Source organism: Micrococcus sp. KRD012 (assembly GCF_017168555.1).
Lineage (GTDB): Bacteria > Actinomycetota > Actinomycetes > Actinomycetales > Micrococcaceae > Micrococcus > Micrococcus luteus.
The window spans coordinates 85,636-100,646 of record NZ_JABFBB010000003.1 but is presented as its reverse complement, the minus strand read 5'-3'; the positions used below and the strand labels follow the sequence as shown (position 1 = coordinate 100,646).

Genomic DNA, 15,011 nt, shown 5'->3' with positions numbered 1-15,011 from the left:
ACACGATGACCCTCACCCATGCCCCTGACCCGGGGACCGTGAGCCCCGCCGGCCCCGACGTCCAGGACGCCCTGGAGGCCGAGGCGATCCACATCATCCGCGAGGTGGTGGCCGAGTTCGAGCGCCCCGCCATGCTCTTCTCGGGCGGCAAGGACTCGGTGGTGATGCTCCACCTGGCCGCGAAGGCCTTCTGGCCGGGCAGGATCCCCTTCCCGGTGGTCCACGTGGACACCGGCCACAACTTCCCCGAGGTCCTCGAGTTCCGCGACCGCACGGTGGAGCGGCTCGGCCTGCGGCTCGTGGTGGGCTCCGTGCAGGAGTACATCGACCGCGGCGAGCTGCGTGAGCGCGCCGACGGCACCCGCAACACCCTGCAGACCACCCCCCTGCTGGACACGATCCGGACCAACCGGTTCGACGCCGTCTTCGGGGGAGGCCGCCGTGACGAGGACAAGGCGCGGGCCAAGGAGCGGATCATCAGCCTGCGCGACGCGTTCGGCCAGTGGGACCCGCGCAACCAGCGCCCCGAGCTGTGGAACCTCTACAACGGCCGTCACACCCCCGGCCAGCACGTCCGCGCGTTCCCCATCAGCAACTGGACCGAGCTGGACGTGTGGCGGTACATCGCCCGCGAGGGCATCGAGCTGCCCTCCATCTACTACGCGCACGAGCGGGAGGTCTTCCGCCGCGACGGCATGTGGCGCGCCGTGGGGGAGCACTCCCGGCCGGCCGAGGGCGAGGAGGTCACCACGCGGACGGTGCGCTACCGCACGGTGGGCGACATGTCCTGCACCGGCGCCGTCCTCTCGGAGGCCGCCACCGTCGAGGACGTCGTGCTCGAGGTCGCCGCCTCCACCCTGACCGAACGCGGGGCCACCCGCGCCGACGACCGCATCTCCGAGGCGGCCATGGAAGATCGCAAGAAGGACGGGTACTTCTGATGAGCACCGCACTGCTGGACCGGCACGCCCCCGCCGGGACCCTGTTCCGCCTGGCCACGGCCGGCTCGGTCGACGACGGCAAGTCCACCCTCGTGGGCCGCCTCCTGCACGACTCCAAGGCCGTCCTGGCCGACCAGCTCGAGGCCGTGGCCCGCACTTCCGCCGAGCGGGGCTTCGGCGGCGCCGAGGGCGGGCTGGACCTGGCGCTGCTGACCGACGGCCTGCGCGCCGAGCGGGAGCAGGGGATCACGATCGACGTCGCGTACCGGTACTTCGCCACGGACCGGCGCACCTTCGTGCTGGCCGACTGCCCCGGGCACGTGCAGTACACCCGGAACACCGTCACGGGCGCCTCGACGGCCGACGCCGTCGTGCTGCTCGTGGACGCCCGCAAGGGCGTGGTGGAGCAGACCCGACGCCACCTCAGCGTGGTGGCCCTGCTGCGGGTGCCGCACGTGATCGTCGCGGTCAACAAGATCGATCTCGTGGACTACGCCGAGGAGGTCTTCACCGCGATCGCCGAGGACGTGCGGCGCGTGGCCCGGGAGCTCGGCCTCTCCGACGCGGTGAGCGTCCCGGTGTCCGCCCTCCAGGGCGACAACGTGGTCACCCGCTCCGAGCGGACGGACTGGTACACCGGCCCCACGCTCATGGAGCTGCTCGAGTCGCTGCCCGGGGCGGACGCCGAGGACGACGCCGCCGCCTCCTTCCGCTTCCCGGTGCAGCTCGTGGTGCGCCCCCAGGGCGCCCTGGCCCCCGGCCTCGACCCCGAGGTGTTCCGCGACTACCGCGGCTACGCCGGGCAGGTGGTCGCGGGCACCGTCCGGCCCGGGGACGCCGTCGCCGTCCTCACCCCGGGGCAGCCGGCGCGCACCACCACCGTGGTGGGCGTGGACGCCGCCGGCGAGTCCCTCGAGGAGGCCTCCTCCCCGCAGTCGGTGGTCCTGCGCCTGGCCGACGAGGTGGACGTGGCCCGCGGGGACACGATCGCCGCCGCGGACACCGCCCCGCGCCCCACCGCGGAGGTGGCCGCCGCGCTGTGCTGGCTCTCCGCCGCGCCGCTGCGCGTCGGGCAGCAGGTGCTCGTCAAGCACGGCACCGCCGTCGTCCGGGCGCTCGTCCAGGAGGTGGCCGGTCGGCTCGACCTCGACACCCTGCGGCTCGACCCGGCCGAGACCCTCGGGCTCAACGACATCGGACAGGTGCGCCTGCACCTGGCCGCGCCGCTGCCCGTGGAGCCCTACGCCGTGCATCGGCGCACCGGGGCGTTCCTCGTGATCGACCCCCACGACGGGGCCACGCTCGCCGCCGGCATGGTGCGCGGCGGCGACGAGGCCTGAGACGGATGACGACGGCGGGACGGGAGCGGTCATGACGGTGGTGATGGAGGACGTGGGCAAGAGCTTCGGCGGGCCCACGCCCGTGCTGGAGGACGTCTCCGTGCGGATCGAGCCGGGCGAGTTCGTCTGCCTGCTCGGCGCGTCCGGATGCGGCAAGTCCACGCTGCTGAACCTCATCGCCCGGCTCGAGGCGCCCACCGCGGGCGTCGTCAAGACTCCCCGGGAGGGGGCCGCGTTCATGTTCCAGGACGCCGCCCTCTTCCCGTGGCTCACCGCCCGCGGCAACATCGAGCTCGCCCTCCGGTTCGCCGGTGTGCCCGCGGCGGAGCGTCGGGGGCGTGCCGGGGAGCTGCTGCGTCTCGTCCACCTGGGCGACGCCGCCGACCTGCGACCCCACCAGCTCTCCGGCGGCATGCGCCAGCGCGTCGCCCTGGCCCGGGCCCTCGCCCAGGACCGCCCCCTGCTGCTCATGGACGAGCCGTTCGCCGCGCTGGACGCGATCACCCGCGACCTGCTGCACGTGGAGCTCGAGCGGGTGTGGCGTCAGACCGGTCGGACGGTCGTGTTCGTCACCCACAACGTGGCCGAGGCCGTCCGCCTCGGCCAGCGGGTGCTGCTGCTGTCCTCACGGCCGGGCCACGTCGTCGCCGAATGGGACGTGCCCGCAGCCGCCCGCCACGACGCGCCCGCCGCGGCCGCCCTCACGGCCGCCATCACCGCCCGACTCGGTCAGGAGATCCGTCGCCATGCGCACTGACACCCCCACCCTCGACGCCCCCGGCCGCGCGCCGGGGGCCGCCACCGACGACGAGCTGCGCGAGCTCGACAGCGGCCTCGACGCGCTCCAGGCCGTCGACTCGACCCGTCGGACGGGTCTGGCCGGGTGGGACTGGAGCCGGGTCCTGCTCCCGGTGGCCGCCGTCGTCCTGCTCGTGGCGATCTGGCAGGCCTTCGCGTGGCTGGCCGGTGCGCGCGGTGAGCCGATCACCGGTCCCGGTGACGTCGTCGGGGCCTTCGGGACGCTGTGGGCGCAGGGCCTCGTCCAGCAGGCAGTGGCGACGTCGGTGGGCCGCGCCGTCGTGGGCTTCGCACTCGCCGTGGTCGTCGGCGTCGGGCTGGGCCTCGTGCTCGGACAGGTCGGCGTCCTGCGGCGGGCGTTCGGCCCGCTGCTCACGGCCCTGATGGTGCTGCCCAACGTGGCCTGGGTGCCGCTCGCGGTGCTGTGGTTCGGCCTCAGCGACGCCACCGCGTACTTCGTGATGCTCACCGGCGCCGTCCCCGCCGTGGTCGCCGGCCTCACCACCGGCACGGACCAGGTGCCGCCGCAGCTGCGTCGCGCGGCCCGGGTGCTGGGCGCCTCGCGTCTCGAGACCGCCCTGCTGGTGGTCCTCCCGGCCGCCCTGCCCGCCTTCGTCTCCGGCCTGCGCCAGGGCTGGGCCTTCGCGTGGCGAGGCCTCATGGCCGCCGAGATCATCGCCGTCGGCGGGCCCATGGGCGTGGGACTCGGGACCCTGCTCCACGAGGGACGTGCCGCGTCCGACCTCGCCGTCGTCCTCTGCGCCGTCCTGACCATCCTGGCCGTCGGCGTCCTCGTCGAACTGGCCGCATTCGGCCCCGTCGAGCGGCGCATGCTGCGCCGCCGCGGGCTGCTGGAAGGGAGCACGCGATGACCGCGTCCGATCTGTACCCCACCTCCCTGCGTCTGCTCGGCCGGCCCGTCCTGGTCGTGGGCGGCGGGCGCGTGGCCGGCCGCCGCGTGGGTGCCCTCCTCGACGCCGGCGCGCTCGTCACCGTGGTGGCCCCGAAGCCGGGGGAGGAGGTGGAGCGGCTCGCGGCGGCCGGCCTGCTCACCCTGCATCGCCGCCCCTACCGCCCGTCCGACCTCGACGGGGTCTGGTTCGCCCAGACCGCCACCGGTGACCGGGCCGTGGACGGGGCCGTGGCCTCCGACGCCGAGGCCCGCCGCGTCTGGTGTGTCGACGCCTCCGACGCCGAGTCCTCCGCCGCCTGGACGCCCGCCGTCGTCCGGGCCGGGGACGTGACCGTGGCCGTCAACGCCGGGGGAGACCCTCGCCGTGCCCGCGCCCTGAAGGACGCGATCACCCTCGCCCTGTCCACGGGGCGGCTGCCGCTGCGGCGGCGGCGCGCGTCCGCCGAGCCCGGTCGCGTGGCCCTCGTCGGCGGCGGCCCCGGCGACTCCGGGCTCATCACCGTGCGCGGCCGACAGCTGCTCGCGGAGGCCGACGTGGTGGTCGCCGACCGGCTGGGCCCGCGCGCCCTCCTGGCCGAGCTGGACCCGGCGGTGCCCGTGATCGAGGTCGGCAAGGCCCCCGGGAACCACCTGGCCACGCAGGACGAGATCAACGCCGTCCTGGTCCGGGAGGCCCGGGCCGGCCGCCTCGTCGTCCGGCTCAAGGGCGGCGACCCGTACGTGCTCGGCCGCGGCGGCGAGGAGGCAGCGCACTGCCGCGCCCACGGCGTCGACGTCGAGGTGGTCCCCGGTGTCACGAGCGCCGTCTCGGTGCCCGCCGCCGCGGGGATCCCGGTCACCCATCGCGGCGTCGCCACCGGCTTCACGCTGGTGACCGGCCACGAAGAGCTGGCCGAAGTGCCCACCCGGGCCGACCACACGCTCGTCCTGCTGATGGGCGTGCGTCGGCTCGCGGACACCGCGCGCCGACTGACGGAGCGCGGCCTCGACGGTGCGACGCCCGTGGCGATCATCGAGCGTGGCTGGATGCCGGACCAGCGGGTCACCGTGGGCACGGTGGAGACCATCGCCGCGCAGGCGGCCGCCGTCGGTGTGGAGAACCCCGCCGTGATCGTCGTGGGCGACGTCGTGCGCTTGAGCCCCTACGCCACCGGCGCGCCTGCGGCCGCCGCCCCTGCCCCGATCTTGACCCTGAACCCGACCTCCGAAGGAGCACGAGCATGACCCTGACCCCCTCGGCCTCGAGGCCCGATCGCCCGTTGCGCATCGCCATCATCGGTGCCGGACCCGCCGGGGTGTACACGGCGGACATCCTGACCAAGGAGGAGCGGGACTTCCGTGTCAGCATCGACCTGTTCGACCGGTACCCGGCCCCGTTCGGTCTGATCCGCTACGGGGTGGCCCCGGACCATCCGCGCATCAAGGGCATCGTCACCGCCCTGCACAAGGTCATGGACCGCGGGGACATCCGTTTCCTGGGCAACGTGGACTACGGCACGGACCTGAGCCTGGCGGATCTGCGTCGGCATTACGACGCGATCGTGTTCTCCACCGGTGCCGTGCGGGACGCGGCCCTGGACGTTCCCGGGGTGGAGTTGGCCGGCTCGTTCGGTGGCGCCGACTTCGCGTCCTGGTATGACGGGCACCCGGATGTGCCGCGGCACTGGCCGTTGGAGGCCACGCAGGTGGCGGTGATCGGCAACGGGAACGTGGCCCTGGATGTGGCCCGGATCCTGTCCAAGCGTGCCGAGGACCTGCTGCCCACCGAGATCCCGGACAACGTGTACCGGGACCTGGCCGCTTCCCCGGTCACGGATGTGCACGTGTTCGGCCGGCGTGGGCCGGCGCAGGTGAAGTTCACCCCGTTGGAGCTGCGGGAGCTGGCGCATTCCCGGGATGTGGACATCGTGCTGTACGAGGAGGACTTCGACTTCGATGCGGCCTCGGAGAAGGCGATCGAGGAGAACAACCAGGTCCGCACCATGGTCGGGACGCTGACGAACTGGCTCATGGAGCAGGAGGACCGTCAGCAGAGCGCCTCGCGTCGGCTGCACCTGCATTTCCTGCAGGCTCCGGAGGAGTTCCTGGACGAGGACGGGGACGGCCGGGTGGACGGTCTGCGGATGCGCCGGATGGAGTTGGACGGTTCCGGTGGGGTCCGTCCGACGGGGGAGACCGTGGACTATCCGGTGCAGGCGATCTACCGGGCCGTGGGGTATTTCGGTTCGCCCGTGGAGGGGGTGGAGTTCGATGAGGTGCGCGGGGTGATCCCGAACGCGGAGGGTCGTGTGCTGGACGCGGACGGTGCCCCGGTGCCGGGTCTGTATGCCTCGGGGTGGATCAAGCGGGGCCCGGTGGGGTTGATCGGGCACACCAAGGGTGACTCCCTGGAGACGATCAAGCATCTGATCGAGGACGAGCCGGGGCTGTGGACGGCCCAGGAGCCCTCCGAGGAGTCGGTGATCGAGCTGCTCGAGTCCCGTGAGGTCCCGTACACCACGTGGGCCGGTTGGCATGCTCTGGATGAGCATGAGAAGTCCCTGGGTGCGCAGGCCACGGAGGCCGGTCCGGTGGCGCGGGAGCGGGTGAAGGTCGTGGACCGGGAGGAGATGACCCGCATCTCCCGCGACGGGGCCTCCGTCCCGACCGCCTGATCCGGGGCGGGCCCTGGCCGCCCCGGCGCTAGGCTTCCGGGGTGGCCCGCCTCCTCGTCGACATCACCCCGCTGCGGGTCTCACCCGCCTACCGGCGGCTGTGGCTCGGCAACACGCTCGCGTACGTGGGCACGCAGCTCACGCTCGTGGCGGTGTCCCTCGAGGTGTTCGCCCTGACCGGCTCCTCGTTCGCGGTGGGCCTGCTCGGCCTCGCCGCGCTCGTGCCCCTCGTGGTCGCGGGCCTGTACGGCGGCGCGATCGCGGACCGGCACGACCGCCGCCGCGTCGCACTGACCTCGTCGGCCGTCATGTGGCTGACCACGGTCGGCATCGCCGCGCAGGCCTGGGCCGGGCTCGAGTCGGTGCCGGTGCTGTACGCCCTCGTGGCCCTGCACTCCGGCGCGTCCGGCATCAACCAGCCCACCCGCGGCGCGATCATCCCCGCGCTCGTGGGCCTGCCGCTCGTGCCGGCGGCGAACGCGCTGAACATGATGACGTTCTCCGTGGCCCTGATGGTCGGCCCCGTGCTGGGCGGCGTGCTCGTGGCGGCGGTCGGCTACGCGTGGACCTACTCGATCGACGTCGTCACCTTCCTCGCCGCCCTGTACGCCGTGTGGCGGCTGCCGTCCCTGCCGCCGCAGCGGGCCGAGACCGCGACCGCCTCGGGGACGCGCTGGGGCCTGGCCTCGGTGGTCGAGGGCCTGCGCTTCCTCGGCTCGCGACCGAACCTGCGGATGACCTTCCTGGCGGACATCGTGGCTATGACGACGGCGTTCCCGCGCGCCCTGCTGCCCGCCATCGGCGCCGTGGTGCTCGGCGGCGGTGAGGCCGCCGTCGGGGTGCTGCTGGCCGCGATGGCGGCGGGCGCGTTCCTCGCGGGGCTGTTCTCCGCGCCGTTCACACGCCTGCATGCGCAGGGCTGGGGCGTGTACGTCTCGATCCTCGTGTGGGGCGCGGCGGTGGCCGCGTTCGGCGGCGTGGTGTGGTGGGCGCAGTCCCTGCCCGACGGCGATCCCCGCCTCACGCTCGCGTTCGCCCTCGCCGCGCTGTGCATGGCGGTGGGCGGGGCCGCGGATTCGCTCTCCGGCGTCTTCCGCGGCTCGATCCTGCAGTCCGCGACCCCGGACCACCTGCGCGGCCGGCTGCAGGGCGTGTTCGTCGTCGTGGTGGCGGGCGGGCCGCGCCTGGGCGAGCTGCTCACCGGCGGCGCCTCCGTGGGCCTGGGGGAGGGGCCGACCCTGCTGGCCGGCGGTGTGCTGTGCATGCTCGGCGTGACCGCGCTGATGCGGTGGCAGCCCGGCTTCCTGCGCTACGACGCGCGGAACCCCACACCCTGAGCGGGCGCGGGGTTCCGTGGCGGGAGGCTGCGAGCCCGCGACCGCCGAGGAGCGCCGAGCCAGACGTTTCTGCCCGTGAGCCAGATGATTCTGCTGCAGATCGGGCCGCGAAACCGCCGAAACGTCTGGCTCGCGGCAGCCTGAGCCGCCGTCCACGGGAGCCACCACGACGACGGCGGCCGGCGGGTCAGCGGTCGCGGTCGGCCTGGAGCGTGGCCGGCACCGCGCCGCCCAGGCGCGTCCAGTGGCGGACGAGGTCCTCGTCCGGGGCCGCCTGGAGCGTCTCGCGGGCCGCCTCCTCCGCCTTCTTGATGCGGCGCTCCAGATCCTGGTCCGCGCCCTCGTAGGCGGCCGCGTGCCGGTGGGAGCGCAGCGATCCGACGTCCTCCGTGCGACGCTCCACCACCGCGAGCTGCTCGGCGATCGCGTCCTGGTTGGCGCGCTGGGCCTTCAGGTTCGCGGGGGCGAGCACCTGGGCCACGAACCCGTGGTCGAGGAGGAGGCCGCGCGGGGCGGCGATGCCGTGACGCAGCGCGAGGTCCACATGGTCCTCGAAGGTCAGGAGCATGGCGGCCTTGGTGAACTTCAGGTCGTCGACCGGGCGGCCGTCCACGCGGGCCCGGGCCCGCGCCCGGCCGATCGTGGTGTCGGCGGACCACACGGCCCCGCGAGGGTCGATCAGGTACAGCATGGGGACTCCTGGTGGGCTCGGAGGGGAGACGGCGTGCGGATCAGCGGAAGTTCACGAACTGCAGGTCCGCGTCCTCGAAGTCCTTGAGCATCGCGATGACCGACTGCAGGTCGTCGCGGGACTTGGAGGACACGCGCAGCTCGTCCCCCTGGATCTGGGCCTTGACGGACTTGGGGCCCTCGTCGCGGATCAGCTTGGTGATCTTCTTCGCGGTGGGCTGGTCGATGCCCTCCTTCATGGTCGCCTCGATGCGGTACTCCTTGCCGGAGGCGAACGGGGCGCCGGCGTCGAGGGACTTGAGGGAGATGCCGCGCTTGACGAGCTTGGACTCGAACACGTCCTTGACGGCCTTGACGCGCTCCTCGGAGGAGGCCTTCATGAGGATCTTCTCGCCGGAGAAGTCGATCTCGGCGCCGACGCCCTTGAAGTCGTAGCGCTGGGCGATCTCCTTCTGCGCCTGGTTCAGGGCGTTGGACACCTCCTGGCTGTCCACCTTGCTGACGATGTCGAACGTGGAATCGCTGGCCACGGGTGCTCTCCTTCAGGGTCTGCGGACGGGGTGCGCCCGTCGTCGACGGCCACTGCAGGGCCGCGCGGAGCGCTCTGCGGGCCAGCCTACCGGGGACGACGGACGCGGTCCCGGGCCGATTGGCGGCGTGGCGCGGAGATGCTGTACAGTCGACTCTCGCCCGACCGGTGCGGTCGTCCTCGAGACGCCCAGCAGCCGCCGGGTGGCACGGCAGATTTCCCGAGCGGCCAAAGGGGGCTGACTGTAAATCAGCTGGCACTGCCTTCACTGGTTCGAATCCAGTATCTGCCACCGGAACGAAGACCCCGGGACCGTACGGTCCCGGGGTCTTCTGCCGTCCGGGGCCGTGGCACACCCCGCGTCCCCGCCCCGGGAGGTGGCGGCCTCCCGCCAGGCGACGTAGCCTGTCTGTGGTCCGTGTCACACCCGATGCCCTCCGCGGTCCGGCGGCGGCACGGCCGTGCATCGTGACGCCGTGCGGCGTCGCCCGACCGTCCGCGAGGAGCGCCCGATGACCGAGTCCACCGCCCCCGAGTCCTTCACCCAGGGACCGACCGACGTCGAGCTGCTCGAGCAGACCCTGGCCCAGAACCTCGACGACACCGCCCGCCGGTTCGCCGACCGCGCCGCCCTCCTGGAGTGTGGACCGGACGGGGACCCTGCCACCGGACGCACCTGGACCTACGGGCAGCTGCGGGAGGAGTCCGTGACGGTGGCCAAGGCGCTCATGGCTGCGGGCTACGAGGCGGGGGACCGGATCGGGATGTGGAGCCCCAACGTCGCCGAGTGGGTCTCGCTGCTCTACGGCGCGGCACGCGCCGGCGTCATCCTCGTGAACCTCAACCCGGCGTACCGCGCCCACGAGCTGACGTACGTGGTCGAGCAGTGCGACATGCGCGGGCTGGTGGTGGCCTGCGCGGACGCACGCATGGACCCGCCCGCCACCGCGCGGGCCGTGGCCCGTGAGTCGGCGCCGCACCTGCGGCAGCTGATCATGCTGCCGGCCGGGAGCGGCGAGGACGCCTACGCCCACGTGCAGGACGGTGACGTGGCCGGCCGGCACGCCGCCGATCCCGTGGCCGAGGGCACGTGGGCCGCCTTCCTGGCCGGGGCCGCGCGGGTCTCGGACGAGGACCTGGCCGCGCGCGAGGCCGCCACCCGGCCGGCGGACCCCGTGAACCTGCAGTACACCTCGGGCACCACCGGCTTCCCCAAGGGCGTCACGCTGACGCATCGCAACGTGCTGAACAACGGCTTCCACATCGGCGAGCTGCTGGGCTACACGGAGGAGGACACCGTGGTGATCCCGGTGCCGTTCTTCCACTGCTTCGGCATGGTGATCGGCGTGATCGCCACCGTCTCCCATGGCTCGCTCGCCGTCATCCCGGCGCGCAGCTTCGAGCCGGTCTCGGCGCTGCGGGCCGTGGCCGCCACCGGCGCGACGAGCCTGTACGGCGTGCCGGCGATGTTCATCGCCATGCTCGCCCGGCCCGAGGCGGACGCGCTGGACCTGTCCACGCTGCGCACCGGCGTGATGGCCGGCTCGACGTGCCCTGTCGAGGTGATGAAGAAGGTCATCGACCGGTTCCACATGTCCGAGGTCGCCATCTGCTACGGCATGACGGAGACCGCGCCCGTGTCCACCATGACCCGCCGCGACGACTCCCTACAGGTGCGCACCCAGACCGTCGGCCGGACCATGCCCCACGTGGAGACGAAGATCGTGGACCCCGCCACCGGTGACGTCGTCCCGCGCGGGGCCACGGGCGAGCTGTGCACTCGCGGCTACTCCGTGATGCTCGGCTACTGGGACGCCCCCGAGAAGACCGCCGAGGTGCTGGACGCCGACGGCTGGATGCACTCCGGCGACCTCGCCTCCATGGACGAGGACGGCTCCGTGCGCATCGAGGGCCGCATCAAGGACCTCGTCATCCGCGGCGGCGAGAACATCTCCCCGCGCGAGGTGGAGGAGTTCCTCTACACCCACCCGGACATCCAGGACGTCCAGGTGGTGGGCGTGCCGGACGAGAAGTACGGCGAGCAGCTCATGGCCTGCGTGATCATGAAGGACGGCGTCGAGCCGCTCACCGTGGACGCCGTCCGCGAGTTCGCCACGGGCCGGATCGCGCACTTCAAGATCCCGGCCTACGTCCGCGTGCTCGACGCCTTCCCCATGACCGTCTCCGGCAAGGTCCGCAAGGTCGAGCTGCGCGAAGAGGGCGCGAAGGTCGTCCAGGCCCAGGCCCAGGCCCACGCCCAGGGTGCGGGCTGACGACGACCGTCACCCTCAGGCGGCGGGCAGCGGGAACACGTCCCAGATGGTGCAGACCGCCTCGGGGGCGGCGCCCAGGATCGTGGCACGGTACGTGGTCGACCACGCCCGCGGGTCGGCGTCGCGCAGGCGCCACGTGCCGTCCGCGAGCACCGCGTCCACGAACGCGGAGGTGTCGGCGGGGCTGCCGTCCTCGTGGACCAGGGGGCCGCGACGCAGGGCTTCACCCAGGTCGCCCGCTCGGCCGACGGCGTAGAGCGCGGTCTCGTCCGTGTCCAGCACGAGGCCGCAGTCCTCCTCGAAGGCAGTGATCCAGGCCATCGCGTGCCGCATGGCCTCGTCCGGGTCGGGGTGGCGGGTCACGATGAGCACGGAGCCGCGCTCGCCCGGACGCAGGGAGCCGGGCGTGCCGGGGCCGTGCGGGTCGGGTTCGCGCGGGGCGGCGGCGGTGTGCGGGCGGGGCTCGAAGGCGGTGGTCATGGCGGTCTCCTCCCGGGTGGGGACTCATCAGGGTCCCGGCGGCGCCGCACCGGTCGGAGCGGCATCGCCCACGCTAGGAACCCGGGGCGGGCGGCCGGCCGGACCCGGCCGGGGCTGGGGAGGACACGCCGGGAGCAGCGGCCTGTGCAGGAGCGGAGGGGTCGCGCGGACGCGCCGGCACGGCCTCGGCCGGCCCGGCGTCGCGTCAGTGGGCGCGGTGGTCGGCCGGGGCGAGCTTGGGCCCGAACGCCTGCTTGCGCTCTCCGGAGAGCCCGATCATCCGCACCACCCGCTGCCGGTGCCCGGCCCATGGCGCGAGCAGGCGGAGCATCCCGGCGTCGTCGGTCCGGCGTCCCGTGAGGACCTGCCCCACGTACTGCGCCAGGTGGTAGTCGCCCACGGAGACGAGGTCCGCCGCCCCGTGGCTGCGCTGCAGCGCCTCGGCCGTGGTCCACGGCCCGATCCCGGGCACCGACTCCAGGCGCCGGGCCAGCGCGGCCACCCCGGCCGTGTCCCCGGGGGCGACCGCGTCGCCGAGCCGGTCGATGCTCGCGGCCCGCCGGGCGACCTCCAGCATGGTCCGCGACTGGGAGGGCTGCACCCAGGCCCGCGCATGCCAGTCCCACGAGGGGATCCGCAGGACGGCGGCCGGGGTCGGCGGCGGCAGCATCCCCGGCGGCACCGGGCCGGGGGCGGGCCCGTCGTCGTCGATCCGGGCGGCCAGCCGCACGAGGGTGCGCCAGCCGTGCCGCGCCTGGTCGTGGGTGACCTTCTGCTCGAGCACGGCGGTGAGCAGCTGCCGGGACAGCGCGCCCGCCGCCGGCAGCCGCAGCCCGGCCCGCATCCGCCGCGCCTCGCGCACGTGCGGCGGCAGCGCGGGCGCGCCGGAGTCCGGCCGCAGCAGGGCGTCGAAGGCTTCCCAGCCGTCGTCGTGCAGGCCGAGCAGGCGTTCCACGCCGGCGACGGCGGCGCTCGCGCCCGCGCCCCACGCGCGGGCCGTCACCGCGGTGCCGCCCCCTGCGGCCTCCCGGACGCCGGAGACCAGCAACGACGTCGGCCGGCCCGGGCCGTCCGACGCCACGTCCGGGGCGGGGGAGCGCAGAGTGAGCCAGACGCCCTGCGGTGTGGCGCGGACCGTGGGGTCGGCCGCACCGCGCTGCAGGGGGCGCAGGGTGAGCGCGACGTCCACGGGGACGGGCACGCGCACGCGGCGCTCGGCGTCCGGGGCGGTCATGCCCGCACCGTACACCCGGGCCCGGACAGGACGACGTCGGCCGTGACGGCGCGCACGCCGGGCGTTGCCCCGCGTGTCCGGAGCCCTCCTTCGGCGTCCGGCCCCTGGCGTAGCGTGGGGTGCGTGAGTGAAAAGACCCCCGCGCCCACCCCTGCGCAGCCCATGCAGTACGCCGAGAACGTCCTCGAGCTGATCGGGCACACCCCGCTCGTGAAGCTGCACTCCGTGACGGAGGGCATCGAGGCCACCGTCCTGGTGAAGGTCGAGTACCTGAACCCCGGCGGCTCCGTGAAGGACCGCATCGCGCTGAAGATGATCGAGGAGGCCGAGCGCGAGGGCCTGCTCGGCCCGGGCGGCACCGTCGTGGAGCCCACCTCGGGCAACACGGGCGTGGGGCTGGCCCTGGTCTCACAGCTCAAGGGCTACCGCACCGTGTTCGTCACCCCGGACAAGGTGGGTCAGGAGAAGCGGGACGTGCTCAGCGCGTACGGCGCCGAGCTCGTCGTCACGCCCACCGCCGTGGACCCGACGTCCGAGGAGTCCTACTACGGGGTCGCCGACCGCCTCGTGCGGGAGATCCCCGGGGCCTATCAGCCCAACCAGTTCTTCAACCCCGCCGCCCCGGCCTCCCACTACGAGACCACCGGCCCCGAGATCTGGGAGGACACGGCCGGCCGCGTCACCCACGTCGTGATGGGCGCCGGCACGGGCGGCACCATCACGGGCACCGGCCGCTACCTCAAGGAGGTCTCGGCGGACCGCCCGTCCGGTCCGGTCCGCGTGATCGGCGCGGACCCCAGCGGCTCGGTGTACTCCGGCGGCGCCGGCCGGCCCTACTTCGTCGAGGGTGTCGGCGAGGACATGTGGGTGGACAACTACGACCCCGCGGTCCCGGACGAGGTCATCGCCGTCGAGGACGCCGAGGCCCTGGCCATGACCCGCCGCCTCGCCGCCGAGGAGGGCCTGCTCGTGGGCGGCTCCTCCGGTCTGGCCGTCGTCGCCGGCCTGCGCGCCGCCCGCGAGCTCGGCCCGGAGGACGTCATGGTGATCGTGCTGCCCGACTCGGGCCGCGGCTACCTCGCCAAGATCTTCAACGACCCGTGGATGGACGAGCGCGGCTTCGACTACGACGTCCGCGAGACCGTGCTGCCGGCGTGGGCGCGCGGGCGCACCCGCTCGGCGGTCCCGCAGATGGACGACGACGGCGCCACGGGGGCCGCCGGCGGGGCCGGCACGCCCGTCGAGGTGCTCGAGCACGCCGACGCCGAGCCGGCGACCCGCGCGGGCGCCCCCGCCGAGGCCGACCGCTGGTCCGCGACGGCGGGGGAGCTGCTGACCGAGAAGGCCGACCTGTTCCCGGGCTCCGTGCCCACCCTCGTCACCGCGGCCCCGACCACCTCGGTGGCGGACGCCGTGGCGACCATGAACCGGTACGGCGTCGACGCCCTGCCCGTGATCCTCGAGCCCCGGCACGACCTGCGGATCGGCGAGGTCCGCGGCACCGTCTCCTCCGCCGCGCTCGCGGACGCCCTCGCTGAGGGGCGGGCCACCGCGCAGACCCCCGTGGCCGACGTCATGGGCCCCGTGCTGCCCTGCCTGGGGGCGCGCACCCCGCTGCGCGCCGTGGCCCGGCGCCTCGCCCAGGACCCCGTGCTGCTGGTGCTCGAGGCCGGCCGCGTCCAGGGCGTCGTCACCCTGCACGACGTCCTCGCCCACGTCACCGCCTGAGGCCGGCCGCACCGGCCGCGCCCGCCCCACCCGACCCGATCTCTCCGAGGAGGCTCCCGAGATGACCGAGCAGAACGTCCACGAGGACCCGCAC

General features: G+C 74.0%; 13 protein-coding genes and 1 tRNA gene. 10 read left to right on the top strand and 4 right to left on the bottom strand.

Features of this window, described 5'->3' with window-relative positions; genetic code table 11:
- The first annotated feature begins 5 nt into the window (after positions 1-5).
- From cysD to J1M37_RS00815, 7 genes are read left to right on the top strand one after another with little or no spacing between them, the layout of a single operon-like run.
- A complete protein-coding gene (gene cysD / locus J1M37_RS00845; protein WP_002855962.1) occupies positions 6-941 on the top strand; it encodes a sulfate adenylyltransferase subunit CysD in 936 nt (311 codons plus the stop codon).
- Positions 941-2,281, top strand: coding sequence for a sulfate adenylyltransferase subunit 1 (locus tag J1M37_RS00840; RefSeq protein WP_036316896.1), 1,341 nt, complete (start codon positions 941-943; stop codon positions 2,279-2,281). Before cysD ends, J1M37_RS00840 begins: the two co-directional genes overlap by 1 nt.
- A 31-nt stretch (positions 2,282-2,312) precedes the next feature.
- Complete coding sequence (locus tag J1M37_RS00835) at positions 2,313-3,038, top strand: ABC transporter ATP-binding protein (RefSeq protein ID WP_206451959.1); 726 nt, start codon at positions 2,313-2,315, stop codon at positions 3,036-3,038.
- The gene (locus tag J1M37_RS00830) at positions 3,028-3,951 is read left to right on the top strand and encodes an ABC transporter permease (RefSeq protein WP_044659090.1); all 924 of its coding nucleotides are present in this window, start codon (positions 3,028-3,030) and stop codon (positions 3,949-3,951) included. Before J1M37_RS00835 ends, J1M37_RS00830 begins: the two co-directional genes overlap by 11 nt.
- On the top strand, positions 3,948-5,216 hold the full coding sequence (cobA, locus tag J1M37_RS00825) for a uroporphyrinogen-III C-methyltransferase (protein WP_206451958.1): 1,269 nt from the start codon (positions 3,948-3,950) through the stop codon (positions 5,214-5,216). The genes J1M37_RS00830 and cobA overlap by 4 nt, the downstream gene beginning before the upstream one ends.
- Positions 5,213-6,646 (top strand): FAD-dependent oxidoreductase, encoded by a 1,434-nt coding sequence (locus tag J1M37_RS00820; RefSeq protein WP_206451957.1) that lies wholly within the window; start codon positions 5,213-5,215, stop codon positions 6,644-6,646. The genes cobA and J1M37_RS00820 overlap by 4 nt, the downstream gene beginning before the upstream one ends.
- A gap of 41 nt (positions 6,647-6,687) precedes the next feature.
- Positions 6,688-7,983, top strand: coding sequence for an MFS transporter (locus tag J1M37_RS00815; RefSeq protein ID WP_036317676.1), 1,296 nt, complete (start codon positions 6,688-6,690; stop codon positions 7,981-7,983).
- A 187-nt stretch (positions 7,984-8,170) separates the two neighbouring features.
- Here the strand turns inward: J1M37_RS00815 and J1M37_RS00810 are convergent, their stop codons facing one another.
- Complete coding sequence (locus tag J1M37_RS00810) at positions 8,171-8,674, bottom strand: hypothetical protein (RefSeq protein ID WP_036317679.1); 504 nt, start codon at positions 8,672-8,674, stop codon at positions 8,171-8,173.
- A 40-nt stretch (positions 8,675-8,714) separates the two neighbouring features.
- Positions 8,715-9,203: a YajQ family cyclic di-GMP-binding protein gene (locus J1M37_RS00805; protein WP_036317682.1), complete on the bottom strand. Its 489-nt coding sequence runs from the start codon at positions 9,201-9,203 to the stop codon at positions 8,715-8,717.
- A 209-nt stretch (positions 9,204-9,412) separates the two neighbouring features.
- Between J1M37_RS00805 and J1M37_RS00800 the strand changes: the two genes are divergently transcribed.
- Together J1M37_RS00800 and J1M37_RS00795 are read left to right on the top strand one after the other, a co-directional pair.
- Positions 9,413-9,494 (top strand) — tRNA-Tyr (locus tag J1M37_RS00800).
- Between the two features lie 220 nt (positions 9,495-9,714).
- A complete protein-coding gene (locus tag J1M37_RS00795) occupies positions 9,715-11,475 on the top strand; it encodes an AMP-binding protein (protein ID WP_069941249.1) in 1,761 nt (586 codons plus the stop codon).
- A gap of 15 nt (positions 11,476-11,490) precedes the next feature.
- Here J1M37_RS00795 and J1M37_RS00790 read toward each other — a convergent pair whose 3' ends face one another.
- Complete coding sequence (locus J1M37_RS00790) at positions 11,491-11,955, bottom strand: hypothetical protein (protein ID WP_041103583.1); 465 nt, start codon at positions 11,953-11,955, stop codon at positions 11,491-11,493.
- Between the two features lie 205 nt (positions 11,956-12,160).
- Entirely contained in the window at positions 12,161-13,189 is a 1,029-nt protein-coding gene (locus J1M37_RS00785; RefSeq protein WP_102708520.1) for a DNA-3-methyladenine glycosylase family protein, read from the bottom strand.
- Positions 13,190-13,351: 162 nt separating this feature from the next.
- On the opposite strand from J1M37_RS00785, the gene J1M37_RS00780 reads away from it, so the two are divergent.
- A complete protein-coding gene (locus J1M37_RS00780) occupies positions 13,352-14,917 on the top strand; it encodes a pyridoxal-phosphate dependent enzyme (protein ID WP_036317690.1) in 1,566 nt (521 codons plus the stop codon).
- The last annotated feature ends 94 nt before the right edge of the window (positions 14,918-15,011 follow it).

Excerpts from the sequence above, each read along its gene's own strand:
- cysD (WP_002855962.1), top strand. The coding sequence starts at position 6 with ATGACCCTCACCCATGCCCCTGACCCGGGGACCGTGAGCCCCGCCGGC.
- J1M37_RS00840 (WP_036316896.1), top strand. The coding sequence starts at position 941 with ATGAGCACCGCACTGCTGGACCGGCACGCCCCCGCCGGGACCCTGTTC.
- J1M37_RS00835 (WP_206451959.1), top strand. The coding sequence starts at position 2,313 with ATGACGGTGGTGATGGAGGACGTGGGCAAGAGCTTCGGCGGGCCCACG.
- J1M37_RS00830 (WP_044659090.1), top strand. The coding sequence starts at position 3,028 with ATGCGCACTGACACCCCCACCCTCGACGCCCCCGGCCGCGCGCCGGGG.
- cobA (WP_206451958.1), top strand. The coding sequence starts at position 3,948 with ATGACCGCGTCCGATCTGTACCCCACCTCCCTGCGTCTGCTCGGCCGG.
- J1M37_RS00820 (WP_206451957.1), top strand. The coding sequence starts at position 5,213 with ATGACCCTGACCCCCTCGGCCTCGAGGCCCGATCGCCCGTTGCGCATC.
- J1M37_RS00810 (WP_036317679.1), bottom strand. The coding sequence starts at position 8,674 with ATGCTGTACCTGATCGACCCTCGCGGGGCCGTGTGGTCCGCCGACACC.
- J1M37_RS00795 (WP_069941249.1), top strand. The coding sequence starts at position 9,715 with ATGACCGAGTCCACCGCCCCCGAGTCCTTCACCCAGGGACCGACCGAC.
- J1M37_RS00790 (WP_041103583.1), bottom strand. The coding sequence starts at position 11,955 with ATGACCACCGCCTTCGAGCCCCGCCCGCACACCGCCGCCGCCCCGCGC.
- J1M37_RS00785 (WP_102708520.1), bottom strand. The coding sequence starts at position 13,189 with ATGACCGCCCCGGACGCCGAGCGCCGCGTGCGCGTGCCCGTCCCCGTG.
- J1M37_RS00780 (WP_036317690.1), top strand. The coding sequence starts at position 13,352 with ATGCAGTACGCCGAGAACGTCCTCGAGCTGATCGGGCACACCCCGCTC.